The sequence below is a fragment of the Paraburkholderia caffeinilytica genome (genome assembly GCF_051027425.1).
In the GTDB taxonomy this organism is placed as follows: Bacteria; Pseudomonadota; Gammaproteobacteria; order Burkholderiales; family Burkholderiaceae; genus Paraburkholderia; species Paraburkholderia caffeinilytica_A.
In genome coordinates this window covers 1,796,065-1,820,754 of the sequence record NZ_CP186553.1, presented here as the reverse complement: position 1 = coordinate 1,820,754, position 24,690 = coordinate 1,796,065, and the positions used below count along the sequence as shown (strand labels likewise).

Here is a 24,690-nt window from a genome sequence, read left to right as displayed (position 1 = left end):
GGTGTTTCCGGCGCTGCGTCAGCGGAAGTAACGCGCGGGTGTGTCGCCGAAGGCGTCGCGGAACACGGCAATAAACGACGACACGTCGCCGTAGCCGACTTCGAGCGCCACTTGCGTGACGCTCGCTCCGGTACCCAGGTGCTCCAGCGCAACCAGCAACCGCAATTGCTGCCGCCACTGACCGAAGGTCTGCCCGGTTTCCTTGACGAAGAGGCGCGCCGCCGTCCGGGCGGTCACGCCGGCAGCCGTCGCCAAATCGTCGAGCACCGCCGGTTCCGCCGGGTTGAGGTTCAGCGCCTCGGCGATCCGCCGAATCCGCGGATCGCTCGGCCAATGCAGCGCCAGTGGCGCGGTAGGCAAGCCGGACAAGCGGTCCAGCAAGACTTGCAGAAGGCGTTCGGCAGGTTCGTCGAACGGTTTGCCGTGCGGCAGATCGGCGGCGGCGCTCAGTAAAGCTTCAGCCAGCCGATCGAGCGCCAGTGCACTGTTTTGCGCGGGCAGCGGCGCCGCATCGGCGTCGGCATACAGCGAATGAAGCTGCACCGGCCCGGTGGCAGACAGGCAGTGCTGCACATTCGCCATCAGCCAAAGCGCGTGACCTTGCGGCACGACCCATCGTCCGGTTTCGGTTCGCACGGTCAGCACGCCGACGCTCACATGGATCAAGCGCGCGCGGCGATAGGCGCGCCACGGTTCGTCCAGCGCATCGTAGTGCTCGCCGACCACGAATACCGGACGCGCGATGCCGTCCGGATCGAAAGCTTCCACCATGAATGTCCGTTTTGCCCGGTTGCTGCAAGAAAGGCAGCAAGATTAGCATAGCCCGGGCAAAGCGTCGCTCGAACCCGGCGGGGGCGCGACACGAACAATTCGCGCCAGGTTGCCAGTAGAATCGCGACTTCAACGGTCCGAGCCCCATGAACTACGCATCCATCCTCGAACAGATTCACCGCGATCTTCAGCCTTACCTGGGTACCGGCAAGGTGGCCGACTACATTCCCGAACTGGCAAAAGTCCCGGCCGACAGCTTTGGCATGGCTATCGTCACGCCGTCCGGCGAGATTTTCCGCATCGGCCAGGCCGACACACGCTTCTCGATTCAGAGTATCTCCAAGTTGTTCGCCTGCACCATGGCGTTCCGGCTGCTCGGCGACGAACTGTGGCAGCGCGTCGGCCGCGAGCCGTCGGGCACGCCGTTCAATTCGCTGGTACAGCTCGAAACGGAGCAAGGCAAGCCGCGCAACCCGTTTATCAACGCTGGGGCCCTGGTCGTCACCGACGTGCTGTGCCGCCGCTTCGTGCGCGCCGAGACAGCGCTGGTGGAATTTATGCGGCGGCTGACCGGCGAAGTCACGATCGACTACGATTCGCGCGTCGCGCAGTCAGAGCTTCAACATGCGGACCGCAACCAGGCGATGGCGCATTTCATCGCGAGCTTCGGCAATATGGACATGCCCGTCCACGCGGTGGTCGAGGCGTATTGCCGGCAGTGCGCGATTTCGATGAGCTGTGTCGAACTGGCCAAGGCTGCGTTGTTTCTGAGTAATGGGGGCGTCGTGCCGTCGACCGGAGAACGCATTCTCGACAGCAGTTCGACCAAGCGTTTGTCCGCGCTGATGCTGACCTGCGGCACCTACGACGCGGCGGGCGACTTCGTCTTTCGTGTCGGCTTGCCGGCAAAGAGCGGCGTGGGCGGCGGCATCGTCGCGGTGCTGCCGGGCGAGATGGCGGTGTGCGTGTGGTCGCCGGGGCTCGACGCGAACGGCAACTCGCTGGCCGGCGCGAAGGCACTGGAATTGTTGACCACGATCACCGGGCGATCGATCTTTTAATACCGCCGATCCGGATAACTTCACGGCTTGTTTCCTGCGAGCACAGGCGTGCTGGCGCTGGAGTGGTTGGCTATGTATAACGGGGCAGCCGGTTTTTTTGCTTCTTTGTCACCACCGCAGTTGCGGCGTGGCGCGCTTGGCGGATGTCCCCCATCCTCGTCATGCCACCACTGCCCCCATTGGCCAGCCTCCTCCTAACCCACCCGCTCAACCAACTCCGCCAGCACCGTCTGATAAGCCGTGCTGCCGATCACCCGTTCATTCACGCCGTCTTCGAAATCGATCCACCCGGAATTGAAACCGTCGATCATCTCGATGCGTGGCGCTGGCCATGCCGTGCCTTGTGACTGAAAGAGTGCTTCCCACTGATCGCGCGGCACCGACTGAGCCCTCACCGAACGTCCGAGCACGCCACCGAGCATCGCGGCAATCTCGTTTTGCGTATAGCGCCGCGGCCCTTCAATCTCGATCACGCGGCGCCCCTGCCACGATGAGACAAGCGTTTCGGCAATCACCCGGCCGATATCCGCGGTTGCAATCATCGGATACGCACGATCGAGCGGCTGCAGAAAGCTCGGCATCACGCCCGTCTCTCGCGCCGGCGCAATATCCCATAACGAATTCTCCATAAACCACGCAGGCCGCAAAATCGCCGTCGGAATCGGCAGATCTGCCAGCGCATCTTCGAGAATATGCACTTGCGTGATGAGGCCGAGACCCGACTCGCGCTGTCCGCCAATCGATGAGAGCGCCGCGACGCGCTCAGGCCTCGCCTTCGTCAATGCCTCTTTCAGCACGGCCACCGCCGCGTGAGCATTCGGATAACCCGGTTGCGGCGCGAAATTCGGCGCCACCATCACGAAGACGCCCGCCGCACCGCTAAATGCGGCGGCGAGCGCATCCGCGTCTTCAAAGGACGCGATCGCCACTTCGGCGCCCCGCTCGATCCACTCCGCCGCCTTCTTTTTGTCGCGCAAGACGGCGCGCACTGCGTGTCCTGCACCTAATAACGCGCGTGCCGCCGCGCCGCCCACCTGCCCTGTCACACCGGTAATTGCATACATGTCCGTCGCTCCTTGAATACGGTCAATACCGTTCCGAGCGAGATTCTCGGCGTTTCCCGATGATTTCACGAGAGCATGAATGTCATTTATTTAATGACTCTATGGCATCAAAAGCTCTATCGAGGGAGCTCATGATGCAAAAAATAAATTTGACAGACTATCTTTAGATATATATCTTACGACACATCTTAAGACACACATGGGAGTACCCAACATGCGTCATCAACATCGTTTTTCCCGTTCGCGCGGCGCGGACGAAGGTTTCTTCGCAGGGCATGACCGCCCGTCTTTGCATGCGCTTTGGCATGCTTTCGCCCGTCATTACGAGCTCCGTGGCGAGCGCGGCGATAACGCACGAAGCGAAGATTTCGAACGCCGTCATGGCGGCCGCGGCTACTGGCACGAGTTCCGCGGCGACGAGCGTGGCCGCAGCGACCGGCACGAATTCCGCGGCGACGAGCGTGGCCGCGGCGACCGGCACGAGTTCCACGGCGGCGAGCGGGGCCGTGGCGACCGGCACGAATTCCATGGCGACGAGCGTGGCAATGGCCGCAATGGCGAGCGCGGTCAACGCGGTGAACACGACGACCGCCGTGGCTTCGGTCGCGGCCACCGCTTCGGCCACCGTGGCCACGACCGTTTCTCGCTGCATTTACTGTGGCACGCAATCGGCCGCCATCACGATCCGCGCGGCGGCGGTCGCGGCGGACGTTTTGGCGGCGGTGGCCCCGGCGGCTTCGGTGGCGAAGGCGACGGTTTTCCGCGCGGCCGCAAATTCACCTCGGAAGATCTGCAGTTGCTGCTGCTGTCGATGATCGACGCGCAGCCTAGCCACGGCTACGAGCTGATCAAGGCGCTCGAAACGCGCTCGAACGGTTTCTATAGCCCGAGCCCCGGCATGGTTTATCCGGCGCTCACGTACCTGGAAGAACTCGGCTACATCACCGTGCAGCTCGAAGGCAACCGCAAGCGTTACGAACTGTCGGAAACGGGCCGCGAGTACCTGGCTGCCAACCGCGACCGCGTCGAATTGATGCTCGCCAAGCTGACGCATATCGCCCGCAAGATGGATTCGGTACGTCGCGCGTTTGCCGGTGAAGAGCCGGCCGACGTCAGCGAAGGCGGCTGGTTGCCGGAATTGAGCGAAGCGCGCCGCGCGCTGAAGCATGCACTGCTGCGCCGTGACAACGTGCCGGCTGACGAACAGCGCCGCATCGCCGCGATCCTGATGCGCGCAGCAAAAGAGATCGAAGGCGAAGGCAATCCTCGCAGCGACGAAGGCGGCGAACCGGCTGCCTGAGATCGCGCTATCCGACACTCGCGTTCGAAGGTGCCCATGAGCACCTTCGAACGTCAATCAAACCGACAGGAGTGACACCTTATGCTGACAAATGACAACCGTGCCGATCTGGCAGTTTATCGCGTGCGGCATCCGCTGAAGTTCCGTCTGTTGCAGGTCAAGGAGGTGCGTGCGCTGACCCCGCATCTGATTCGCGTCACCTTCACGGGTGAGGATTTGCACGACTTCGTTTCCGCTTCGTTCGACGACCACATCAAGGTGTTCTTCCCCGAACCCGGCGCCGACAAACCCATCCTGCCGGAAGCCGGTCCTGACGGTCCCGTGTTTCCCACCGGCCAGCCGCGGCCGGTTGCCCGCGATTTCACGCCGCGCCGCTTCGATGCTGAAGCGCGTGAACTGGACATCGAGTTCGCCATGCACGAGGCCGGTCCGGCTGCCACATGGGCAGCGCAAGCCAAAGTGGGTCAATACCTCGGCGTCGGCGGTCCGCGCGGCTCGCTGGTGATACCGACCGGCTTCGACTGGCATCTGCTGATCGGCGACGACACCGCGCTGCCGGCAATTGCCCGCCGTCTCGAAGAACTGCCGCCCGGCGCACGCGTCGCGGCAGTGATCGAGGTGGCCGATCAGTCGGCACAGATCGAATTCAGGACGCAGGCCGAACTGCATATCGTCTGGCGCCATCGCAGCGAATCGGGTTATCGCGGCGACGCCTTGCTGCAAGCGGTCCGCGAAATCTACCTGCCTGAAGACGGCGAAGGCTACGTGTGGGCCGCCGGCGAATCCGCGACGATGCGTGCGGTGCGCTATCACCTGTGCACGGAACGCGGCGTCGACAAATCGCGCATTCGCGCCGCCAGCTACTGGAAACAGGGTGCCGAAGCCGTGCATGAAACGCTCGACGACTGACCGCCCATAGTGCGTTTGTGCGTGTGCGTGTGCGTGTGCGTCGCAGGGTGAGTTGCGTGAGATGCGTGAGATGTGTGAACCCAGCAACCGGCGTGCTTCGAAAAAAATAAGGAATTAATCGATGTATTCAATTAGCACAAAGCACGAGCGTCGTTTGCTGTGGCTGCTTGCGCTGACGCAGTTCACCATCATCATGGACTTCATGGTGATGATGCCGCTTGGCCCGCAGATCATGCACGCGTTCAGCATCACACCGGCCGCGTTTGCGACGGCCGTATCCGCGTATTCGTGGTGTTCGGGGCTATCGGGTTTATTCGCGGCGACCTATATCGACCGCTTCGACCGGCGCCGTTTATTGCTGACGGTGTATGCGTTATTCGCGCTGTCGAATCTCGCGTGCGCATTGGCGGGTACCTTTCCGCTTCTGCTTGCCGCGCGTGCTTTTGCGGGCATTACGGGTGGCGTGTTGGGCTCGGTGATCATGGCGATCGTCGGCGACGTCATTCCCGTGCAGCGCCGCGGCGCCGCGACCGGCACGATCATGACCGCCTTTTCACTGGCTGCGATTGCCGGCGTGCCGGCTGGCGTGATGCTCGGCGCGCACTTCAACTGGGCGGCCCCATTCTATTTGCTGGTGGTGCTGTCGTTGGCCGTCTGGATCGCGGGCTGGCAACTGGTCCCTTCGCTTGCCGAGCATTTGAGCCGCCGCCAGCCGGCGCTTGGCGAGGTGCTGCCTGATTTGTGGCGTTTATTGAGCAGCCCGCGGCACATGAATGCGTTTGCGCTGACGTTCATGATGATGATCGCGCATATGCTGGTGATCCCTTTTATCTCGCCCGTACTGGTCGCCAATCACGGCGTGGCGCCGGCGCAGTTGTCGTGGCTGTATATGGCGGGTGGCGCGGCGACATTCTTCACATCGCGCCGGGTAGGCAGGCTTGCCGATCGATTCGGCACCCGGCGTGTATTCCGGATTACGGCAATCCTTTCGTTTCTACCCGTCCTGTTTGTGACGCACCTGCCGAATCTACCGTTCTACGCGCTGGTGATGTTCTTCCCATTTTTCATGGTGCTGATGTCCGGACGAATGGTGCCAATGCAGGCCCTGCTGACGACGGTACCCGAGCCCACCCGGCGAGGTGCTTTTCTTAGCGCCAACAGCGCACTGCAGGCATTGGGCACGGGATGCGGCGCATGGATTGGAGGCCTGATGCTGACCAGTTCCCCGACGGGGCAGATCGTGGGATACGGGACTGTCGGATGGGTAGCGGTCGCAATCGCGTTGATCGGCGTGTTCTGGATATCGCGAGTGCACGGAGCACAAAGCCCATTGCCACCGACGGGCGCATTGGCGGGCCACACAGTCGGAGAAGGTTAAAGAGACCCCACCAACGCACCTCGAAAACACCCCGGAAACACCGCTAAAACACCGCTGAAGTACCGCGTCGGCGCGCGCAGCGCCGCCGGAAGCATGACTGCCTTGTCACATACGCCAAATGTGCGAGAACACAGATTCCAGATGCACCACTACCGCGACTGTGCGGGGGACCCGCTTATAAGCTGGCGGTGTGAGCCGCTTTCTTTTGCCTACTTTTCTTTGCGGCAGGCAAAGAAAAGTAGGTGCCTGCCCCGCACAGGGGCGAACGCTAATATACCGATAACAAATCAAGGAAAGGCCAAAGAATTCAGATCCACCACAGATAGCGAACGCTAATAAACCAGCAAAAATTCAAGGAAAGCCCACCACTGCAAGCACACAAAAAAAACAGAACAACACAAACCCAAATCACCCCTCTTCCCCCCCCAGCGCACGCAACGGATGCATCTCCCTCTTCCACGGCGAAGCCAGAAAATGCTGAACCCGCTCAGCCCGCACCTCCGCGAGCGTCGCCGGCGCCCATCGGCTTTTACGATCCTTATCGATCAACTGCGCCCGCACACCTTCGCAGAAATCACCCTCCTCGATCACCCGTTTAACGATGCCCAACTCCATCCGGAAGCACTCAGCCAAAGTCATCTGCCTACCTCGCAAAAGCGCCTCGCGAGTGACATACAGCATCGTAGGCGAATGCCCAGTCATCGCATCGTAAGCAGACTGCAGCCACTGCTTAACCTCACGCGGCAGCTCGCGCTCAAGATCATGCCGCAACGTCGCGACAATCCGCTCGATACTCGAACGCCGATCGAAATGTCTCAGGATCAACTGGGTATAAGGCCCCAAAGCAGCATGCGGAATGATGTTGCACGGCGGCTCGAACACGCCACGCAACGCAGCCATCAAATCCCCCGAGTGCGACATACGCTGCAGGCGTTCCTCGAACGTACCGAGCCACTCCGCCGGCACGCACAGATCAGCGAGTAGCAAACGCAACGCATCGGCACCAGACAACGCCACACCCGTAAGCCCCACATACAGTTCCACCTCAGCAGGCATCACACTCAGAAAACGCGTCGCGCCGACGTCCGGCAGGAAACCGATACGCGTCTCCGGCATCGCGATCTTGCTGCGTTCCGTCACGATACGCAACCGCGCCGCCTGGCCGAGCCCCATGCCGCCGCCCATCGAGATACCGTCGAGCAAGGCGACCACCGGCTTCGGAAACGTGTGCAGCGCATAGTCGAGCCGGTATTCGTCGACGAAAAACGCCAGCCACCGGTGGTCGCCATTTTTCGCGAGCCGGTGCACTTCGCGCACGTCGCCGCCGGCGCAAAAACCCTTGGTGCCCGCACCTTTCAGCACGAGGGCAACGATGCCGTCGTCGGTACGGCAATGTTCGACCAGGACGGCAAGCTCGCGCACCATCGCGTGCGATAGCGCGTTGAGCGCGGCCGGCCGGTTCAGCGTGATGATCGCCACACGGTTGACGACGCGAAACAGAATCTCGCGCTCCGCTTCTACGCTCGCATCGAGCGCGACGCTCTGCACGGCGCTCATCGATGCGTCTCCTGCTCGGCGTTGCCAACCGGCTCAGCTTGCGTCACCTGCCAGCGTGGCGCGCGCTTCTCGAGAAACGCATTGACGCCTTCGCGCTGATCGGCGCCGTCGAACAGATCGACAAAGCGTTCCCGTTCCACCGCCAGGGCCGCCGCGCGCGGCACGCCGTTGCGCCCCTGGTGAATCAGCGTCTTGCTGAAGCCGACCGCTTGCGGGCTCAATGTTGCGACACGCGCCGCCATGGTCAGCGCGGCCTCGCGCGCGGCGCCCTTCTCCACCACTTCTTCGACCAGACCGATACGCAACGCGGTCGCTGCATCGACGCGTTCGCCGGTCAGAATCATCCGCTTGGCCCAGCCTTCGCCGACCAGCCACGGCAGTGTCTGCGTGCCGCAGCCGCACGGCAGCAATCCCACTGCCGTTTCGGGCAAAGCCATCAATGCGTGTTGCTCGGCGATGCGGATATCGCAGGCCAGCGCGCATTCGAGCCCGCCGCCCATCGCGTAGCCGTTGATTGCTGCGATCACCACCGGCCGCGCGTTCTGCAAAGTCTCGAAGGCCGCGCCAAAGCGCGTCGCCGCCGTGCGTGCGACTTCGCGGTTACCGTCAGCGAAGGTGTTCAGGTCGGCGCCCGCGCTGAAGAACTTGGGGCCGTCGCCCGTAATCACGATGGCCCGCACGCGCGCTTCGCCGTTCAAACGCTCGACGGTTTGTTGCAACAGCAGCAAGCCGTCCGGTGTGAACGCGTTCGCGGGCGGCCGTTTGAGCGTCAGCAGCGCGACGGCGCCGTCGTGGGCGTAGTCGAGTTCGATCATGACGCGCCTCCGTCCTTGCTAACTTTGGTATCCTGACGATAGAGCTTGATCACCGCCGAGAAGTCCAGACGTCCCGCACCGTTTGCGCTCATCGTCTGATAAAGCTGTTGAGCCAAAGCGCCGAGATACACCGGTTGACGCGCGAATTTCGCGGCGTCGGTGGCGAGGCCCAGGTCCTTGAGCATCAGATCGGTGCCGAAGCCACCGGTGTAACCGCGCGTGGACGGCGCGGTTTCGATCACGCCAGGCATCGGGTTGTAGGTGTCCGAACTCCAGCAGCGGCCCGTCGAGGTATTGATGATGCCGCCCAGTACTTTCGAATCGATGCCGAGCGCCTCGCCCAGCGACATCGCTTCGGCCACGCCTGCCATCGTGATGCCGAGCACGAGGTTGTTGCAGATCTTCGCGACCTGGCCGGTACCGGTCTCGCCGCAATGCACGATGTTCTTGCCCATCGCCGACAACACCGGCTTGACCTGCTCATACGCATCCGCGCTGCCGCCGACCATGAAGGTCAGCGTGCCCGCCGCCGCGCCGCCGGTGCCGCCCGAGACGGGCGCGTCGACAAACGTATTGCCGCGTTGCTCGGCAAGCTCGGCAAACGCCTTGACGCTTGCCGGGTCGATGGTGCTCGAATCGATGATCGTCACGCCTTCCGGGATGCCGGCGAAAACACCGTCATCCGCTATCAGCACGCTGCGCACGTGGGCGGCGGCGGGCAGCATCGTCACCACACATTCGACGTCGGTCACCGCGGCTTTCGGCGAGCTTGCCGCTTTGGCGCCTGCGTCGACGAGGGTCTGCACCGCTTGCGCGTTGAGGTCGAACACGTTGACCGCGTGGCCCGCCTTGAGCAAGTTAAGCGCCATCGGCGCGCCCATGTTGCCGAGTCCGATAAAACCTATTTTCATGATGCTGCCTCCGGTGTCGATGGGAGTTAGCGCTTTAGCGCTTACTCCCATCCCATGCAAAGCTGTCGATGGGAGTTAGCGCTTTAGCACTTACTCCCATCCCATGCAAAGCTGTCGATGGGAGTTAGCGCTTTAGCGCTTACTCCCATCCCATGCAAAGCTGTCGACGGGAGCTAGCGCTTCAGCGCCTACTCCTATCCCATGCAAAGCCCTCAGCCTTAGAGATCAACGCAGGCTGATAGTCGTGTTGACACCATCATTGACCGTATCGTCATCGAACCACCGCGCAGTAACCGTTTTAGTTTGCGTGTAGAACTGCACAACCTGCTTCCCGTAAGGCCCGAGATCACCAAGTTTCGAGCCGCGCGAACCGGTAAAGCTAAAAAACGGCACAGGCACAGGAATCGGAATATTGATGCCGACCTGTCCAATATCGATCTCGCTCTGGAATTTGCGGGCCGCCGCGCCGCTTTGCGTGAACAGACCCACACCGTTCCCAAACGGATTGCTGTTGACGAGCGCGATCGCGTCATCGAGCGTGGCGGCATTCAGCACCACCAGCACCGGGCCGAATATCTCCTGACGGTAGATTTCCATCTCGGTAGTGACGTTAGTGAAAACCGTCGGACCGATAAAATTGCCCTGCTCGTAACCCGGAACCTTTACGTCACGGCCATCGAGCGCGAGCGTCGCGCCTTCTTTCACGCCCGTTTCGATCAGGCCGAGAATGCGTTGCTTTGCCGCGCGCGAGACCACCGGGCCGATGTCCGTCTTCGGCTCGCTACCTGCGTTAACCTTCAGCGTCTTCGCCTTCGCGACCAGATCGGGCACCCATTGCTGCGCCGCGCCGACCAGCACCACCACGGAAGTCGCCATGCAACGCTGCCCTGCCGCACCGAAACCTGCACCGGCCAGCGCATTCAAGGTCTGCTCGCGATTCGCATCAGGCAGCACCACGGCGTGATTCTTGGCGCCCATCATCGATTGCACGCGCTTGCCGTGTTCGCTGCCGAGGCGATAAACGTGCGTGCCGACTGCCGTCGAACCAACGAACGAAATCGCTTTCACCAGATCGTGCGTGCAAAGCGCGTCGACCACGTCCTTGCCGCCATGCACGACATTCAGCACGCCCTTCGGCACACCGGCTTCGAGCGCCAGTTCGACCAGTTGCATCGTCGACAGCGGATCCTGCTCGGACGGCTTCAGCACGAAGGTATTGCCGCAGACGATCGCCATCGGGAACATCCACAGCGGGATCATCGCGGGGAAATTGAACGGCGTGATACCGGCGCATACTCCGATCGGCTGACGTAACGTGTAGGTATCCACGCCGCCCGCTACGTTCTCGGCGAATTCGCCCTGCTGCAAGGTGCCGATCGAGCAGGCGTGCTCGACCACTTCCAGCCCACGGAAGATATCGCCTTCCGCATCGGGAATGGTCTTGCCTTGTTCTGCGCTCAAGGTCCTGGCGATGCGCGGCGAATGCTCGCGAATCAACGCCTGGTATTTCAGCATGATGCGCATGCGCGTGCCGATCGGCGTGTCCTTCCACGTCTTGAACGCGGTGTGGGCCGAGCGGATCGCTTCGTTCACTTCATCGGCGGTGGCGAACGGCACGCGTGCGAGCACCTCTTGCGTAGCCGGGTTGACGATGTCGCGCCATTCGGTGGTTTTGGATTCGACGAACTCGCCGTTGATCAGCAGTTTGACGGTGGCGGCATGGTTCGAAGCAATTGCGCTCATGCTGGAACTCCTGTGCAATGGCCGCGTGGCGGCCGGACAGTGACTGGGAAAATTTGATTAACGCAGATCCGGGAAGTCCTCTTCCCAATACTCGCCGGGCAGGCGCGCGGGCTCGGCCTCGCGCTCCATTTCGCGGCGTCGCAATTCCACGCGGCGGATCTTGCCGGAGATGGTTTTCGGTAATTCGCTGAATTGCAGGCGGCGAATCCGCTTATACGGTGCGAGTTTTTCGCGCGAGAACGCAAAGACCGCGCGCGCGAGTTCGGGGCCGGCTTCGTAGCCCTGGCGCACGGTGACGAACGCCTTGGGTACCGACAGGCGCAACGCATCCGCACTCGGCACCACGGCCGCTTCGCCGATGGCTTCGTGTTCGATCAGCACGCTTTCGAGTTCGAAGGGACTCAGGCGGTAGTCGGACGATTTGAAGACGTCATCCGCGCGGCCGACGTAGACGTAGTAGCCGTCATCCCGGCGCAACGCGACGTCGGAGGTGTGATAGAAACCGTTGCGCATGGCTTGCGCGGTGGCATTGGCGTTGTTCGCGTAGCCGGTCATCAAACCGAGCGGACGTTCGGCCAGCGGCAGCGAGATTTCGCCTTCGGTGACGGGTTGATCGTCGGCATCGAGGAGCTCGATTTTGTAGCCCGGCAGCGGTCTGCCCATGGAACCCGGCACAACCGGTTGGTTGGGTGAGTTGCCGATCTGACAGGTCGTTTCGGTCTGGCCGAAACCATCGCGTATCGTGATACCCCACGCATGCTTGACGCGTTCGATGACCTCCGGATTCAACGGCTCGCCCGCGCCGACGATCTCACGCAATTTCACCGGATAGTCGGCGAGGTGTTCCTGCACGAGCATGCGCCAGACGGTGGGCGGCGCGCACAGCGTCGTCACGTTGAAACGCACCAGCACGTTGAGCGTGTCTTTCGGAACGAAGCGCGGGAAATTGAAAACGAACACACAGGCCTGCGCATTCCACGGCGCGTAGAAGCAGCTCCACGCGTGCTTGGCCCAGCCCGGCGAACTGATATTCCAATGGATGTCGTTCGGTTGCAGGCCGATCCAGTACATCGTCGACAGATGGCCGACCGGGTAGCTCTGGTGCGTGTGCTCGACCAGCTTCGGTTTGGACGTGGTGCCCGACGTGAAGTACAGCAGCAACGGATCGGTGGACTGCGTGACGCCGTCCGGCGTGAATTGCGGCGACGCATCATAGGCCGCGGCGAGATCGATCCAGCCTTCGCGCGGCGCGCCGACCGAGATGCGGGTGAGCGGCACATCGAGTGCATCGAACTTGGCGAGCTCCGCGCTATCGACCACCACGAACGTTGCGCCGCCGATCTGCACACGGTCGCGCACGTCGTCGGCGGAGAGCTGGGTGGTGGCCGGCAGCACAATCGCGCCGAGCTTCATGGCGGCGAGCATCACGTCCCACAGTTCGACGCGGTTCGGCAGCATCAGCAGCAAACGGTCGCCGCGCCCCACGCCGAGGCCGCGCAGGAAATTTGCCATGCGCGACGAGCGCTCCGACATCTGCGCGTAGGAGAGACGCAAGCCGTCGCTTGCCGGATCGTCGACGATCCACAGCGCCGGGTTGTCGTTATTGCGCGCGATCACGTCGAAGTAGTCGAGCGCCCAGTTGAACGCGCCTGGCGCCGGCCAAGCGAATTCGCGGTAGGCGCGGTCGTAATCGGTTCGATGGCGCAATAACAGGTCACGCGCTTCGAGAAAGCTCTTCGCTGCAGTCATCGTCGTCTCCTATGTCGACCGGAGTTAGTGCTTTGCATGGGATCGGAGTAGCGCACTAAAGCGCGAACTCCGATCGGCAGCTGAAGCCCTACCCCGGTCCCATGTTTGTGGCGCGGTATGCGCTCTGCTTTTTACCTTGCCGGCAGGCTATTTTGCGCTCAAACGCCGTCCAACTTGCGTTTAAACATGCCGTGCGATAACCATCCGCTGCACTTCGCTGGTTCCCTCGTAAATCTGCGTGATACGGGCGTCGCGATAGTGGCGCTCCACCGCATAGTCCTCGAGATAACCATAGCCGCCGTGAATCTGGATCGCATTCGAACAGATCTCTTCAGCGAGTTCCGACGCAAACAGCTTGGCCTGCGATGCCTCGGACAAACACGGCTTACCCTCCGTGCGCAACCGTGCCGCGTGATGCACGAGCAGACGCGCGGCGTTCAGACGGGTCGCCATGTCGGCGAGCATGTTGGCAATCGTTTGATGCTCCTTCAGCGCCTTGCCGAACTGGATGCGTTCGTTCGCGTAGAGGCGCGCGGCGTCGAATGCGGCGCGTGCGATGCCAACCGCCTGCGCCGCAATCCCGATGCGCCCGCCCTCGAGATTCGACAACGCGATACGCAGACCTTCGCCCGGCTCGCCGAGCAGATTGGCTTCAGGCACCGCGCAATCGTCGAACGAGATCGGGCAAGTATCCGAGGCGCGGATGCCCAGCTTGTGCTCGGGTTTGCCGACGTTGAAGCCCGGCGTATCGGTAGGCACGATGAAGGCCGACAGGCCGCGTTTGCCGCGGTCGGGATCGGTGACGGCGAACACGATCGCAATGTTCGCGCGCGCCCCGTTGGTCACGAACTGCTTGTTGCCGTTGAGAATCCATTTGCCGTCGCGCAGCACCGCGCGGGTGCGCAGATTGTTCGCCTCGGAGCCGGCTTGCGGCTCGGTCAGGCAGAACGCGCCGATGCGGCGTCCCGTGGCGAGGTCCTGCAGATAGCGGTCCTTTTGCGCGTCCGTGCCGAAGTTCAGGATCGGCCCGCAGCCGACCGAGTTATGCACGCTCATCAGCGTGGCGCAGGCGGCGCAGCCCGCAGCGATCTCTTCGAGCGCGAGCGCATAGGCCACGTAGTCGGTATAGGAGCCGCCCCACTCGGACGGCACGATCATGCCGAGAAAACCTAGCTCGCCCATTTGCGTCACGACTTCCGCGGGCAGCTTCGCGTCGCGATCCCACTGGCCGGCATAGGGTGCGAGGCGCTCGGTGGCGAAGTCGCGGGCGGCGTCGCGGATCATCCGCTGTTCGTCGGTATAGAAGCTGTCCATGCTCGATCCTGTTATGTGCATCGCGTCGCGGCACATCGCGACGTTGAGGCACGGCCTCGTCATTTGCGACTCGTCGCGGGCCTCGCCGTGGTGTCTCCGGGCGATGCGTTCCCGCAATCGGTTGAGCCCAAGTGTAGGGAAGCGGCTGGACAGGTTCGATGCTCAGCCCGATCATTCTGATTGAGCGCATTTACCATACCGGTATCATGAAGCCCTGACTCACGCCGCATTTTCAAAGGCTTAGCGAATCGCCACAAGGAAAATGTTGAGCGCGTTTGCCAGACCGTCATGAGAAACATGAAGAACTTGAAGAACCTCAAGAGCGATAAAGGCACGATTTCCGTCAGTCTGGTCGAGGAGGCGCTCGCGTTGGCGCGGGCCCGCGGTTTCGAGGCGCTGCCGCTTGCCGAAGCCGCCGGCATCGCGGCGACGATGCTGGCGTCGCCGAAAAGCCGGGTCTCGTCGACGCAGTACGGCGCGCTGTGGGCCGGCATCGCCCGCGCGCTGGACGACGAGTTCTTCGGCCAGGACTCGCATCGTATGAAAAGCGGCAGCTTCATCGCGATGACGCAGATGGCGCTGACCGCGCGTAACGGCGCGCAGGCGCTCGCGCGGGCGGTCGGCTTCATGCGGCTCGTGCTGGACGATCTCGGCGCACAGATCGAGACGGATGCGCAGCGGGTACGGCTCAGGTTCGTCGAACGTGAGGGCGCAAAATCGCCGGCCATGTTCGCTTATGCGACCTACTTCATCGTCGTCTACGGTCTGCTGTGCTGGCTGGTCGGGCGACGCATTCCATTGATCGAGGCGCGCTTTCGCTGCGCCGAGCCACCTGCCGCGCATGAATACCGTCTGATGTTCTGCGACGACATGACGTTCGATCAGGCGGAGTCGTATGTCGACCTCTCGCCGGCATTTCTCGACCTGCCGGTGATCCAGACCACGAAGTCGGTCAAGCCGTTCCTGCGCGATGCACCCGGCAGCTTCATCGTCAAATACCGCAATCCGGGCTCGCTTGCGGCCAGGGTGCGCAAGATGCTGCGCGCGCTGCCGATGGCCGGCTGGCCCGCCGCCGACCAGATGGCGCTGCGCCTGCACGTCGCGGAAGCCACCATGCGGCGGCGTTTGAAACAGGAAGGCTATACGTATCAGTCGATCAAGGACGACTTGCGGCGCGACATCGCAATCGGCGAACTGCAGGACACCGATCGCACGATCGCCGACATCGCCAGCGCCGTGGGTTTTGCCGAACCGAGCGCGTTTCATCGCGCGTTTCGCAAATGGACCGGCATGCGGCCGAGCGATTACCGGCCAGCGCGTGCGGATTTCACGCGGCGCGCGGAATCGGACTAGCCGACGTGCGGATTTCACGCGTCGCGCGGAATCGGACTAAGCTGTAAGCAGCAGGCCAGCCTTTTTTTGGGGTATCGGCCCGCGCCGGCCGATACCCGTCGGCATGGCGCGGCAGCCGTCAGCGATGAGCACGTTTCCACGTCTCCCGTTCCGGCAGTCTGGTCCGCGCTCTGCGCTTATCCGTAGCCCAGGCGTGAGCCGGTTGATGCGCGGCATGACCGCGTTCGGCGTGCTTTTGGCATTTGGATTCGCGTTGTGCGAAAACGCGCCGCGGGGTTGGGTTGCCGAGGCCGCCGCCGCGCCGGATAGCGTTGTCGTGATCCCGGTGAGCGGCGCAATCAGTCCGGCCAGCGCCGACTTTATCGTGCGCAGCCTGCAGCGCGCCGCCGACGATCGCGCGCAACTCGCAGTGCTGCAACTCGACACGCCCGGTGGACTGGATACGTCGATGCGGCAGATCATCAAGGCGATTCTCGGCTCGCCGGTGCCGGTCGCCACCTTTATCGCCCCGAGCGGCGCGCGAGCGGCGAGCGCCGGCACCTATATCGTCTACGCCAGCCATATCGCGGCGATGGCGCCGGGCACCAATCTCGGCGCGGCGACGCCGATCCAGATGGGCATTGGCGGTGCGGAGCCGCCTGCGGGCGGCGGCGGGATGCCGGGATTGCCTGGTACGGGGGGCGGCGCAGGCACGCCGAAAAATGCGCCCGGAGCGACTGGTTCGGCGGATTCCGCGAACCCGGCGAACTCCGCTAATTCGGCGAACTCGGCTAATTCGGCTAATTCGGCGACCCCGGCAAGCTCTACTAACTCTGCCAACTCAGCGACCCCGAACAACCCCGCCAACTCCGCGCCCTCGGCAAACACCGGCAACTCAGCCAGCGCCACCAGCGCCCCTCTTCCACTCGACACCCAATCCACCGAACTGCGCAAGCAGGTCCACGACGCCGCCGCCTACATCCGCGGTCTCGCGCAAATGCGTGGACGCAACGCCGACTGGGCCGAGCGCGCCGTACGCGAAGCCGTCAGCCTGTCGGCCAGCGAAGCGCTCGCGCAGCACGTGGTCGATCTGAATGCGCGCGACATTCCCGACCTGTTGCGCCAGGTGAACGGCCGCACGATCAGCACGAGCCGCGGCGACGTCAAGCTCAACACCGCCAATGCACCGGTCGTCACACTCGAGGCCGACTGGCGCAGCCAGTTCCTCGCGGTCATCACCGATCCGAACGTCGCGCTGGTTCTGCTGATGATCGGCATGTACGGCCTGTTCTTCGAGTTCGCCAATCCGGGCTTCGTGCTGCCGGGCGTAGTCGGCGCCATCAGTCTGCTGATGGGACTCTTCGCGATGCAAATGCTGCCGGTCAATTACGTGGGACTCGGCCTGATCTTTCTCGGCATCGCGTTCCTGATCGGCGAGGCGTTTCTGCCGACCTTCGGTTCGCTCGGCTTCGGCGGAATAGTCGCGTTCGTGATCGGCGCGCTGATGCTGATCGATACCGACGTGCCCGGCTACGGCATTCCGCTGCCCCTGATCGCGGCGGTGGTCGTGTTCAGCGTCGTGTTCGTATTCGGCGTGTCGAGACTCGCGTTGCGGGCGCGACGCCGGCCCGTGGTGACCGGCTCGGAAGGGTTGATCGGCAGTCTGGGCGTCGTGCTCGACGGTGGCCTGTTGCCGGACGATGGACCGCTGCCCGGCGACGCCGCAACGGGTGGCACGCTGGCCGGCTGGGCCCAGGTGCAGGGTGAACGCTGGCGGGTGTCCAGCACGGCGCCGGTCGCGGCCGGTCACGCGGTGCGCGTCACCGCGCGGCGCGGACTGACGCTGACCGTGGTGCCCGCGGAAGCACTACAACAAGGAGAACGCTCATGATCGGTTTCACATTCGGCTTCAGCAGCATTCTGATTCTGCTGGCGGCCGCCCTGATTGCTTCATCGATACGGATTTTTCGCGAGTACGAACGCGGCGTGGTGTTCATGCTCGGGCGCTTCTGGAAGGTCAAGGGGCCCGGCCTCGTACTGATCATCCCGGTCGTGCAGCAGGCGGTGCGCATGGATCTGCGCACCGTCGTGTTCGACGTGCCGCCGCAAGACGTGATTACACGCGACAACGTGTCGGTGAAGGTCAACGCGGTGGTGTATTTCCGTGTGGTCGATCCGGAAAAGGCGGTCATCCAGGTGGCGCGTTATTTCGAGGCGACCAGCCAGTTATCGCAAACCACGTTGCGCGCGGTGCTCGGCAAGCACGAACTCGACGACCTGCTGGCGGCGCGCGAGCAATTGAACGCCGATATCCAGAAGGTGCTTGATGCACAAACCGACGCGTGGGGCATCAAGGTGTCGATCGTCGAGATCAAGCACGTGGACATCAACGAGACGATGATCCGTGCGATTGCGCGTCAGGCGGAAGCCGAGCGCGAACGGCGCGCCAAGGTGATTCACGCGGAAGGCGAATTGCAGGCCTCGCAGCATCTGCTGGAAGCGGCGCAGACCCTCGCCCGGCAACCGCAGGCGATGCAGTTGCGCTACCTGCAAACCCTCACGACGATTGCCGCCGACAAGAATTCGACGATCGTATTTCCGCTGCCGATCGATCTGCTCAGCGCGGTGCTGGATCGGTTCAGCAAGCCGTCGGCCTCCTGAACCGGCGGTCGCGCAGGTCCGCGCAGGTCAACTGGGGACACATTGGATCACAGGATGAAACGGTGCATTGCCTTCAATCGACTTACTCGAAATGCATGCGAAAACTAAAATTCAAGGGTTGTTTTTTACCGCTCCATAGGAGCTAATCATGAAAATCGCCTCTCTCGTTGGACTCGGCGCGCTGTTAGCCGCCGTGAGTATGAGCACCGCGTTTGCACAGACCTCGCGGCCATACGACCCTTCGGCGCCGCTAACGCGCGCCCAGGTGAAAGCCGATCTGGCCGAATGGCGCGCCGCCGGCTACGATCCGCTCGACTGGATCGACTATCCGGACAACGCGCAACGCGCGGGCCGCATCGTCGCCGCGCGACGGGCGCAGCAGATGGGCACAAGCACGACGCAGTAATCAGCCTCGTTCGGGCCTGGTGCGCCGGGCCCCGTCTTTCCCCACTCCCTCCGAAAGCCCACCGTCCCTCTGCCGCAACATCGTAAATTGGCTTGCCGCGCCGCCCCGCGCGCAGGCAAGGTATCATCTCGCCCCTTCGGCAACCCCGCCACAGTCACGCAACACGGTTCGTTCGCTGCCGCCAATCATGATTACAATCCGCCGGTAGGCTTGGCCGCGTGGCGGACCGGTGCCGTGTCGGACGGCAGGGTCGCGCGTTTATTTGCCGCGCATAGCCCGTATCAACCACAAGAAACGCTTTTTGAACAACGAGAGACCCGCCTCATGGACTCCATAAAACGATACTTCGGCTTCGAAGCCGCCGGCACCAATCTGCGCACCGAGGTGCTCGCCGGACTCACCACCTTCCTGACGATGGCCTACATCATCTTCGTCAACCCGGCGATTCTCGGCGACGCCGGCATGCCGAAAGACGCGGTGTTCGTCGCGACCTGCATCGTGGCCGCGCTGGCTTCGCTGATCATGGGTCTCTATGCCAATTACCCGATTGCGCTCGCGCCCGGCATGGGCCTGAACGCGTACTTCGCGTACACCGTCGTCAAGGGCATGGGCTTCACGTGGCAGGCCGCGCTCGGCGCGGTGTTCATCTCCGGCTGCCTGTTCCTGATCGTCACGCTGTTTCGCGTGCGCGAAGTGATCGTCAACGGCATTCCCCATTCGATACGCATTGCGATCACCGGCGGTATCGGCCTCTTTCTCGCGATCATTTCGCTGAAGTCGGCCGGCGTGGTGGTCGGCAATCCGGCCACGCTGGTCACGCTCGGCGACCTGCACAACCCGCACGTGATCCTCGCGGTGATCGGCTTCTTCGCGATCGTCACGCTCGACTATCTGCGGGTGCGCGGCGCGATCCTGATCGGCATTGTCGGCGTGACGGTGCTGAGCTTTTTCTTCGGCGGCAATCAGTTTCACGGCATCGTTTCCGCACCGCCGTCGATCGCCCCGACGCTGTTCCAGCTCGACATTCGCGGCGCGCTCTCCGGCGGCGTGCTGAACGTGATCCTGGTGTTCTTCCTCGTCGAACTGTTCGACGCGACCGGCACGCTGATGGGCGTGGCTAATCGTGCCGGCCTGCTGGTCGAAGGCAAGATGTTCCGGCTGAATCGCGCGCTGCTCGCCGACAGTACGGCGATTCTGGCCGGCTCGATGCTGGGCACGTCGTCCACCACCGCGTATATCGAAAGTGCCTCGGGCGTGCAAGCCGGCGGCCGCACGGGTGTGACGGCGCTCACCGTCGCCGTGCTGTTCCTGCTGGCGCTGTTTTTCGCGCCGCTGGCAGGCGTGGTGCCCGGCTACGCGACGGCGCCGGCCCTGCTGTACGTGTCGTGCCTGATGCTGCGCGAAATGCTCGATCTGCCGTGGGACGACGCCACCGAAGTCGTGCCGGCCGCCTTGACCGCGCTGTTGATGCCGTTCACCTACTCGATCGCCAATGGCGTCGCGTTCGGCTTCATCTCTTATGCCGGCCTGAAACTGCTGACCGGGCAGGCGCGCAAAGTGAAACTGGTGGTGTGGATCATCGCGGCAATTTTCCTGTTCCGGTATTTCTACCTCGGTAGCGAATAAGCGCGGCGGCGGGCGCGGTCGCGCCTGAAGCGAAGGCGCGCGGCGTAGTCTGGGGATGGGCGATGCGGGGCGCCGCATCATGCGTCGCGGCCCGGCTGAAAGCAGCGCGGCGGCGCCCTGTTTGGCCACGGTTCGGTCTGGATCAACAATCGTTTTATTGAAGGCGCCCGTTCCGGTCGGGCACCCTTTATCATCCGATGATTGATAAAAACCAACGAACTGGTCACAGGAGTTCCCTGCATGTCGCCCTACAGCCGCGCCTCGGACCGTTATACGACGCCCGCCATCTTCTTCCACTGGGCGATTTTTCTGCTGGTCGCGCTCGCTTATCTGGCAATCGAAATACGCGGACCGAAAGGGTCCGACAGCCGAGCCTTCTGGAGCAACGTGCATTTCTGCGCCGGCACCCTGGTGCTGGGACTGTCGGTTCTGCGCCTGGTATGGCGGCTGTGGGCCGGCGCGCCCGCGGAAATGGAAGGCAATCGGCTGTTGGCGTTTCTGGCGCGGGCCGCGCATCTCGCCTTGTACATCTTTATCTTCGCGCAACCGCTGCTCGGCATCCTGATGGTCAATGCCGGCGGGCATCCGGTAACGCTGGCCTGGGTCAACCTCAATTACACGCTGATCGGCGCGGATCCGATTGCGCGGCCATTGCTCAAAACCGCGCATGAGTGGCTTGGCAACGCGTTTTACTGGGTCATCGGATTGCACGCGCTTGCGGCGATTGCGCATCACGTGGTGTTCAAGGATCGGACGCTGCGGCGGATGATTTAATCCGCTATCTGAACCACTTCCAGTCTTCAGCGCATGCGGAATCGGCGGCGCTTGCACTCTCGCAGCTTCTTGAACTTACTGCCTCTTGAACTTGCAGCCGCGCGGATTCGCTCAACCGCGCGGGGTACGCTCAGTTGCGCCAGTTCGCTTCATAGAAACGCACGTAGCCGCTCCTCAACACCAGGCATTGCGCCCTCGTTTCCGATAGCAGGCGTCGCGTCGCGGCTTCGATCCGGGTCCGGTGTGCGTCGAATGCGCCAACCATGTCCTCCAGACGCGGCGAGGCAGCGCCAAAGTGATCTTCCAGCGCCTCGGCCGTGATCATGCACTCCACCCTTAGCCCATCAACCATCGCCGGGAACGCCAAGGTAAGTTCGCGGCCTGAATATTCAGGAGTTTCGTTCGGGAATAGGATCTGCATGGGAGTTCACCTAATGGTTGGGTGCGGCGCTGGGTCGATTGGTACTGCGCACGCTGGTTGAGTCTGGTCGCACTCGCAGCGCTTTTCCCTCCTTGTCGTATGCCTGTGGCGCGGGGCCGTCACCTGCTCGCGCCGACGGCAATATAGTTCGCGCCGCGCGGAGGTGATTTGATTCACTGTAGACGAGTTCGGGCGCTGCGCAAGTTTTCCTTTTCGTTTGCTCGATTTTGGTGCCCGGTGCGGGTTTTCTGGGCATTTTTCCGCTTCAGAGCGCCCCCGTTTTTCTCTGCCGCGCGGCTTTCTCCAGGGTCCTGCTTCGTCCTGTAATATCAGTGTTCGGCCACAGACGCGTATGTTGCGCTGCGGAACGCAACGGCGGGCAACGCACCCGCCGGGTCCGATAACCGGAGACATGCTTTGATCCATCGTCCTGCCACGCCGCCCGCCATCGGTCGGCCAGATGTCATCGCGCAAGCTCATGCCCGCTCGCTCGAAGTCGGCCTGCGTGCGTCGGAAACGCCGGACTTTCATCCGTTGCGCCGCGTCGCGCTGCGTGAGCTCGTCGATCGGAACCAGTCGCTTTATACCCACGCGCTCCCCGTCATGGAGACCCTGCACGCGCAGATCGTCGACACGCAAAGCATGGTGCTGCTCACCGACAATCACGGCGTGATTCTCCACAGTCTCGGCGACAGCGATTTCGTCGAAAAAGCCAATCGCGTCGCGTTGTGTCCGGGCGTGTCGTGGGCCGAAGCGGATCGCGGCACGAATGCGATCGGCACCGCCCTGATCGACGGGCAACCGACCGTCGTGCATGCCGGCGAGCATTTCCTGCACGCGAACCGGATTCTCACCTGTTCGTGCACGCCGATCGCGGATCCGTTCGGCCGCACCATCGGCGCGCTCGATGTCAGCGGCGACTCGCGCGGCTTCCACAAGCACACGCTCGCACTCGTGCGGATGTCGGCGCAGATGATCGAAAATCATCTGTTCTCCAATCAATTCGTCGACGCCATCCGCATCCACTTTCACGCGCGCGCGGAATTCATCGGCACGCTGTACGAAGGGCTCGCCGCTTTTGCGCCGGACGGCACTTTTCTGTCCGCGAATCGCAGCGCGCTGTTTCAATTCGGTCAACCGCTCGCCGACCTGCTCCCGCAACCGTTCGAGGCGCTGTTCGGCATCGCCTTTGCCAGGGTGTTGCAGCAGATCGCCCGCGCACCCGGCGAAGGCATCGTGCTGACGCTGCCAAGCGGCGTGCGCGTGGTCGCACGCGGCGAGTTTGCGGCGCCGCGCTATGTTGCTTCGGCTGCGTCGGCAGAAGACTTTTTGGACGCCTCACGTACGGCCACGTCCGGCGGCACACGCGCCGCGGCCCGGCCTTCTGAAGCCGCCCCCCTCGCCACACTCGAAACGCTCGATACGGGCGACGCGCAAGTCGCAGCGATCTTGCGGCGCGTCGCCAAGCTGCGCGGACGCGACATTCCCATTCTCGTACTCGGCAAAACCGGCACCGGCAAGGAGTGGCTCGCCCGCGCGATCCATCACGATTCACCGCGACGGGCCGCGCCCTTCGTCGCGCTGAATTGCGCGTCGCTGCCCGATACGCTGATCGAAGCCGAGTTGTTCGGTTACGAAGACGGCGCCTTCACCGGCGCCAAGAAACGCGGCAGCGTCGGCAAGATCGTGCAGGCCGACGGCGGTACGCTTTTTCTCGACGAAATCGGCGATATGCCGCTCGCCCAGCAAGTGCGCCTGATGCGCGTGCTGCAGGAACGCATGGTCGTGCCGCTCGGTGGGACGCGAGCGATTCCGGTCGATCTGCGCATCGTCTGCGCGACCCACCGCAATCTGCGCGCGATGATCGAAGCCGGCACCTTCCGCGAGGATCTGTATTACCGGATCAACGGCCTCGTCGTCACCTTGCCGGCGCTGCGCGAGCGCAGCGATCTGGCGCCGCTCGTCGAACGCATGCTGGCATTGCAGCCCGACAACGAGCGTTTGCCGCGCCGCGTCTCCGATGAGGTACTGGAACGGTTTGCGCAATGCCGCTGGCCCGGCAATCTGCGGCAATTGGCCAACGTGCTGCGCACCGCAAGCATCATGGCCGAGGGTGCCGAGCAGATCGAACTCGAGGATTTGCCGGAGGATTTTCTGCAGGATTGCGAGGATGCGCCGGCCGGCGAAAAGGCCCAGCCGCCCGTGGCGCTTTCAGGCAACGGCGATGGCGGTGACGGGTACGAAAAAGCGGCCGCGCCGCTAAAAGGGTCGCCCGCCCGAATGGAAGATTGGCAGGCCACGTTGATCGCGCAAACGCTCGCGCGGCTCGACGGCAATGTGTCGGCGGCGGCACGCGAACTGGGGCTGGCGCGCAATACGGTGTACCGGTATCTGCGGCGTGGGAATACGACACATTGAAACGGCGGCACCGGAGCCGGAGGTTCGGTGCCCGGGCGATAACCGGGGCCGGCGCTTGGTGCCCAGACGATAAAAGGCATCAAACAGACGACGCGTTCGGCGCGCACTTCGACCATACGCGCGATGAACCCCGTTGCACCGTGTAAAGTGTGGCGCAGTCCGTCACCCATTCACACGATGTCCGATCCTACCCGCCCGCCTCTCGTTCGCGTCGAGCCGCTCGGCCAAAGCTTCGAAGCGCCCGATTCGCTCACGATTCTCGAAGCCGCCGGCTTTGCGAATCTGCGTTTGCCGCGCTCGTGCCGCAACGGGACTTGCCGCACATGTCTGTGCAAAATGACCGCGGGACGTGTGCGCTACACCATCGAGTGGCCGGGTCTCAGCCGCGAAGAAAAAGCGGAAGGCTACATCCTGCCGTGCGTGGCAATCGCGGAAACCGACGTGGTGATCGAAGCGCCGGATGCGGTTGAATTGCCGTAG

General features: G+C 62.9%; 20 protein-coding genes and 1 pseudogene. 12 read left to right on the top strand and 9 right to left on the bottom strand.

Going from position 1 to position 24,690, the window contains the following annotated elements; genetic code table 11:
- Positions 1 to 18 precede the first annotated feature (18 nt).
- Positions 19 to 771 carry an AraC family transcriptional regulator gene (locus ACOSV0_RS28580; protein ID WP_434115816.1) on the bottom strand — a complete coding sequence of 251 codons (753 nt, stop codon included), beginning with the start codon at positions 769 to 771 and terminating at the stop codon, positions 19 to 21.
- 146 nt (positions 772 to 917) lie between these two features.
- Between ACOSV0_RS28580 and ACOSV0_RS28575 the strand changes: the two genes are divergently transcribed.
- Positions 918 to 1,832 (top strand): glutaminase, encoded by a 915-nt coding sequence (locus tag ACOSV0_RS28575; RefSeq protein ID WP_434115814.1) that lies wholly within the window; start codon positions 918 to 920, stop codon positions 1,830 to 1,832.
- 194 nt (positions 1,833 to 2,026) lie between these two features.
- Here ACOSV0_RS28575 and ACOSV0_RS28570 read toward each other — a convergent pair whose 3' ends face one another.
- Positions 2,027 to 2,896 (bottom strand): NmrA family NAD(P)-binding protein, encoded by an 870-nt coding sequence (locus ACOSV0_RS28570; protein WP_434115812.1) that lies wholly within the window; start codon positions 2,894 to 2,896, stop codon positions 2,027 to 2,029.
- A 637-nt stretch (positions 2,897 to 3,533) separates the two neighbouring features.
- Between ACOSV0_RS28570 and ACOSV0_RS28565 the strand changes: the two are divergent.
- From ACOSV0_RS28565 to ACOSV0_RS28555, 3 genes and pseudogenes are all read left to right on the top strand, one after another.
- A pseudogene (locus ACOSV0_RS28565) lies at positions 3,534 to 4,196 on the top strand (PadR family transcriptional regulator); the annotation flags it as partial.
- Positions 4,197 to 4,277: 81 nt separating this feature from the next.
- A complete protein-coding gene (locus ACOSV0_RS28560) occupies positions 4,278 to 5,105 on the top strand; it encodes a siderophore-interacting protein (RefSeq protein WP_434115810.1) in 828 nt (275 codons plus the stop codon).
- Between the two features lie 121 nt (positions 5,106 to 5,226).
- Positions 5,227 to 6,483 (top strand): MFS transporter, encoded by a 1,257-nt coding sequence (locus ACOSV0_RS28555; protein ID WP_434115808.1) that lies wholly within the window; start codon positions 5,227 to 5,229, stop codon positions 6,481 to 6,483.
- Between the two features lie 408 nt (positions 6,484 to 6,891).
- Here ACOSV0_RS28555 and ACOSV0_RS28550 read toward each other — a convergent pair whose 3' ends face one another.
- The 6 genes from ACOSV0_RS28550 to ACOSV0_RS28525 form a co-directional block, all read right to left on the bottom strand.
- The gene (locus tag ACOSV0_RS28550) at positions 6,892 to 8,040 is read right to left on the bottom strand and encodes an enoyl-CoA hydratase/isomerase family protein (RefSeq protein WP_434115806.1); all 1,149 of its coding nucleotides are present in this window, start codon (positions 8,038 to 8,040) and stop codon (positions 6,892 to 6,894) included.
- Positions 8,037 to 8,855: an enoyl-CoA hydratase gene (locus ACOSV0_RS28545; protein WP_434115804.1), complete on the bottom strand. Its 819-nt coding sequence runs from the start codon at positions 8,853 to 8,855 to the stop codon at positions 8,037 to 8,039. The genes ACOSV0_RS28550 and ACOSV0_RS28545 overlap by 4 nt, the downstream gene beginning before the upstream one ends.
- Positions 8,852 to 9,766 carry a 3-hydroxyisobutyrate dehydrogenase gene (gene mmsB, locus ACOSV0_RS28540; protein ID WP_434115802.1) on the bottom strand — a complete coding sequence of 305 codons (915 nt, stop codon included), beginning with the start codon at positions 9,764 to 9,766 and terminating at the stop codon, positions 8,852 to 8,854. Before mmsB ends, ACOSV0_RS28545 begins: the two co-directional genes overlap by 4 nt.
- Before the next feature lie 225 nt (positions 9,767 to 9,991).
- Positions 9,992 to 11,509, bottom strand: a complete 1,518-nt coding sequence (locus ACOSV0_RS28535) for a CoA-acylating methylmalonate-semialdehyde dehydrogenase (RefSeq protein ID WP_434115800.1) — start codon at positions 11,507 to 11,509, stop codon at positions 9,992 to 9,994.
- Between the two features lie 57 nt (positions 11,510 to 11,566).
- Entirely contained in the window at positions 11,567 to 13,258 is a 1,692-nt protein-coding gene (locus tag ACOSV0_RS28530) for an AMP-binding protein (protein WP_434115799.1), read from the bottom strand.
- Between the two features lie 180 nt (positions 13,259 to 13,438).
- Complete coding sequence (locus ACOSV0_RS28525; protein WP_434115797.1) at positions 13,439 to 14,572, bottom strand: acyl-CoA dehydrogenase; 1,134 nt, start codon at positions 14,570 to 14,572, stop codon at positions 13,439 to 13,441.
- A 297-nt stretch (positions 14,573 to 14,869) separates the two neighbouring features.
- Here ACOSV0_RS28525 and ACOSV0_RS28520 point away from each other — a divergent pair, with 297 nt between their 5' ends.
- The 6 genes from ACOSV0_RS28520 to ACOSV0_RS28495 all read left to right on the top strand — a co-directional run bounded on the left by ACOSV0_RS28520 (position 14,870) and on the right by ACOSV0_RS28495 (position 21,371).
- A complete protein-coding gene (locus tag ACOSV0_RS28520; RefSeq protein WP_434115795.1) occupies positions 14,870 to 15,925 on the top strand; it encodes an AraC family transcriptional regulator in 1,056 nt (351 codons plus the stop codon).
- 124 nt (positions 15,926 to 16,049) lie between these two features.
- Positions 16,050 to 17,795: an NfeD family protein gene (locus ACOSV0_RS28515; protein ID WP_434115794.1), complete on the top strand. Its 1,746-nt coding sequence runs from the start codon at positions 16,050 to 16,052 to the stop codon at positions 17,793 to 17,795.
- The gene (locus ACOSV0_RS28510; RefSeq protein ID WP_434115792.1) at positions 17,792 to 18,565 is read left to right on the top strand and encodes a slipin family protein; all 774 of its coding nucleotides are present in this window, start codon (positions 17,792 to 17,794) and stop codon (positions 18,563 to 18,565) included. Before ACOSV0_RS28515 ends, ACOSV0_RS28510 begins: the two co-directional genes overlap by 4 nt.
- Positions 18,566 to 18,713: 148 nt before the next feature.
- Complete coding sequence (locus ACOSV0_RS28505) at positions 18,714 to 18,971, top strand: DUF4148 domain-containing protein (RefSeq protein ID WP_434115790.1); 258 nt, start codon at positions 18,714 to 18,716, stop codon at positions 18,969 to 18,971.
- 324 nt (positions 18,972 to 19,295) lie between these two features.
- The gene (locus tag ACOSV0_RS28500) at positions 19,296 to 20,597 is read left to right on the top strand and encodes an NCS2 family permease (protein ID WP_434115788.1); all 1,302 of its coding nucleotides are present in this window, start codon (positions 19,296 to 19,298) and stop codon (positions 20,595 to 20,597) included.
- A 240-nt stretch (positions 20,598 to 20,837) separates the two neighbouring features.
- Entirely contained in the window at positions 20,838 to 21,371 is a 534-nt protein-coding gene (locus ACOSV0_RS28495) for a cytochrome b (protein WP_434115786.1), read from the top strand.
- 130 nt (positions 21,372 to 21,501) lie between these two features.
- Here the strand turns inward: ACOSV0_RS28495 and ACOSV0_RS28490 are convergent, their stop codons facing one another.
- The gene (locus tag ACOSV0_RS28490; RefSeq protein ID WP_325046338.1) at positions 21,502 to 21,792 is read right to left on the bottom strand and encodes a DUF1488 domain-containing protein; all 291 of its coding nucleotides are present in this window, start codon (positions 21,790 to 21,792) and stop codon (positions 21,502 to 21,504) included.
- A gap of 417 nt (positions 21,793 to 22,209) precedes the next feature.
- On the opposite strand from ACOSV0_RS28490, the gene ACOSV0_RS28485 reads away from it, so the two are divergent.
- Both ACOSV0_RS28485 and ACOSV0_RS28480 read left to right on the top strand, forming a co-directional pair.
- Positions 22,210 to 24,210, top strand: a complete 2,001-nt coding sequence (locus ACOSV0_RS28485) for a sigma-54-dependent Fis family transcriptional regulator (RefSeq protein ID WP_434115784.1) — start codon at positions 22,210 to 22,212, stop codon at positions 24,208 to 24,210.
- Positions 24,211 to 24,387: 177 nt separating this feature from the next.
- Entirely contained in the window at positions 24,388 to 24,690 is a 303-nt protein-coding gene (locus tag ACOSV0_RS28480; protein WP_434115782.1) for a 2Fe-2S iron-sulfur cluster-binding protein, read from the top strand.

Coding starts and splice junctions, on each gene's coding strand:
- ACOSV0_RS28520 (WP_434115795.1), top strand. CDS start 14,870: ATGAAGAACTTGAAGAACCTCAAGAGCGATAAAGGCACGATTTCCGTC.
- ACOSV0_RS28570 (WP_434115812.1), bottom strand. CDS start 2,896: ATGTATGCAATTACCGGTGTGACAGGGCAGGTGGGCGGCGCGGCGGCA.
- ACOSV0_RS28510 (WP_434115792.1), top strand. CDS start 17,792: ATGATCGGTTTCACATTCGGCTTCAGCAGCATTCTGATTCTGCTGGCG.
- ACOSV0_RS28500 (WP_434115788.1), top strand. CDS start 19,296: ATGGACTCCATAAAACGATACTTCGGCTTCGAAGCCGCCGGCACCAAT.
- ACOSV0_RS28480 (WP_434115782.1), top strand. CDS start 24,388: ATGTCCGATCCTACCCGCCCGCCTCTCGTTCGCGTCGAGCCGCTCGGC.
- ACOSV0_RS28575 (WP_434115814.1), top strand. CDS start 918: ATGAACTACGCATCCATCCTCGAACAGATTCACCGCGATCTTCAGCCT.
- ACOSV0_RS28560 (WP_434115810.1), top strand. CDS start 4,278: ATGCTGACAAATGACAACCGTGCCGATCTGGCAGTTTATCGCGTGCGG.
- ACOSV0_RS28555 (WP_434115808.1), top strand. CDS start 5,227: ATGTATTCAATTAGCACAAAGCACGAGCGTCGTTTGCTGTGGCTGCTT.
- ACOSV0_RS28580 (WP_434115816.1), bottom strand. CDS start 771: ATGGTGGAAGCTTTCGATCCGGACGGCATCGCGCGTCCGGTATTCGTG.
- ACOSV0_RS28535 (WP_434115800.1), bottom strand. CDS start 11,509: ATGAGCGCAATTGCTTCGAACCATGCCGCCACCGTCAAACTGCTGATC.
- mmsB (WP_434115802.1), bottom strand. CDS start 9,766: ATGAAAATAGGTTTTATCGGACTCGGCAACATGGGCGCGCCGATGGCG.
- ACOSV0_RS28525 (WP_434115797.1), bottom strand. CDS start 14,572: ATGGACAGCTTCTATACCGACGAACAGCGGATGATCCGCGACGCCGCC.
- ACOSV0_RS28495 (WP_434115786.1), top strand. CDS start 20,838: ATGTCGCCCTACAGCCGCGCCTCGGACCGTTATACGACGCCCGCCATC.
- ACOSV0_RS28490 (WP_325046338.1), bottom strand. CDS start 21,792: ATGCAGATCCTATTCCCGAACGAAACTCCTGAATATTCAGGCCGCGAA.
- ACOSV0_RS28545 (WP_434115804.1), bottom strand. CDS start 8,855: ATGATCGAACTCGACTACGCCCACGACGGCGCCGTCGCGCTGCTGACG.
- ACOSV0_RS28530 (WP_434115799.1), bottom strand. CDS start 13,258: ATGACTGCAGCGAAGAGCTTTCTCGAAGCGCGTGACCTGTTATTGCGC.
- ACOSV0_RS28550 (WP_434115806.1), bottom strand. CDS start 8,040: ATGAGCGCCGTGCAGAGCGTCGCGCTCGATGCGAGCGTAGAAGCGGAG.
- ACOSV0_RS28515 (WP_434115794.1), top strand. CDS start 16,050: ATGAGCACGTTTCCACGTCTCCCGTTCCGGCAGTCTGGTCCGCGCTCT.
- ACOSV0_RS28505 (WP_434115790.1), top strand. CDS start 18,714: ATGAAAATCGCCTCTCTCGTTGGACTCGGCGCGCTGTTAGCCGCCGTG.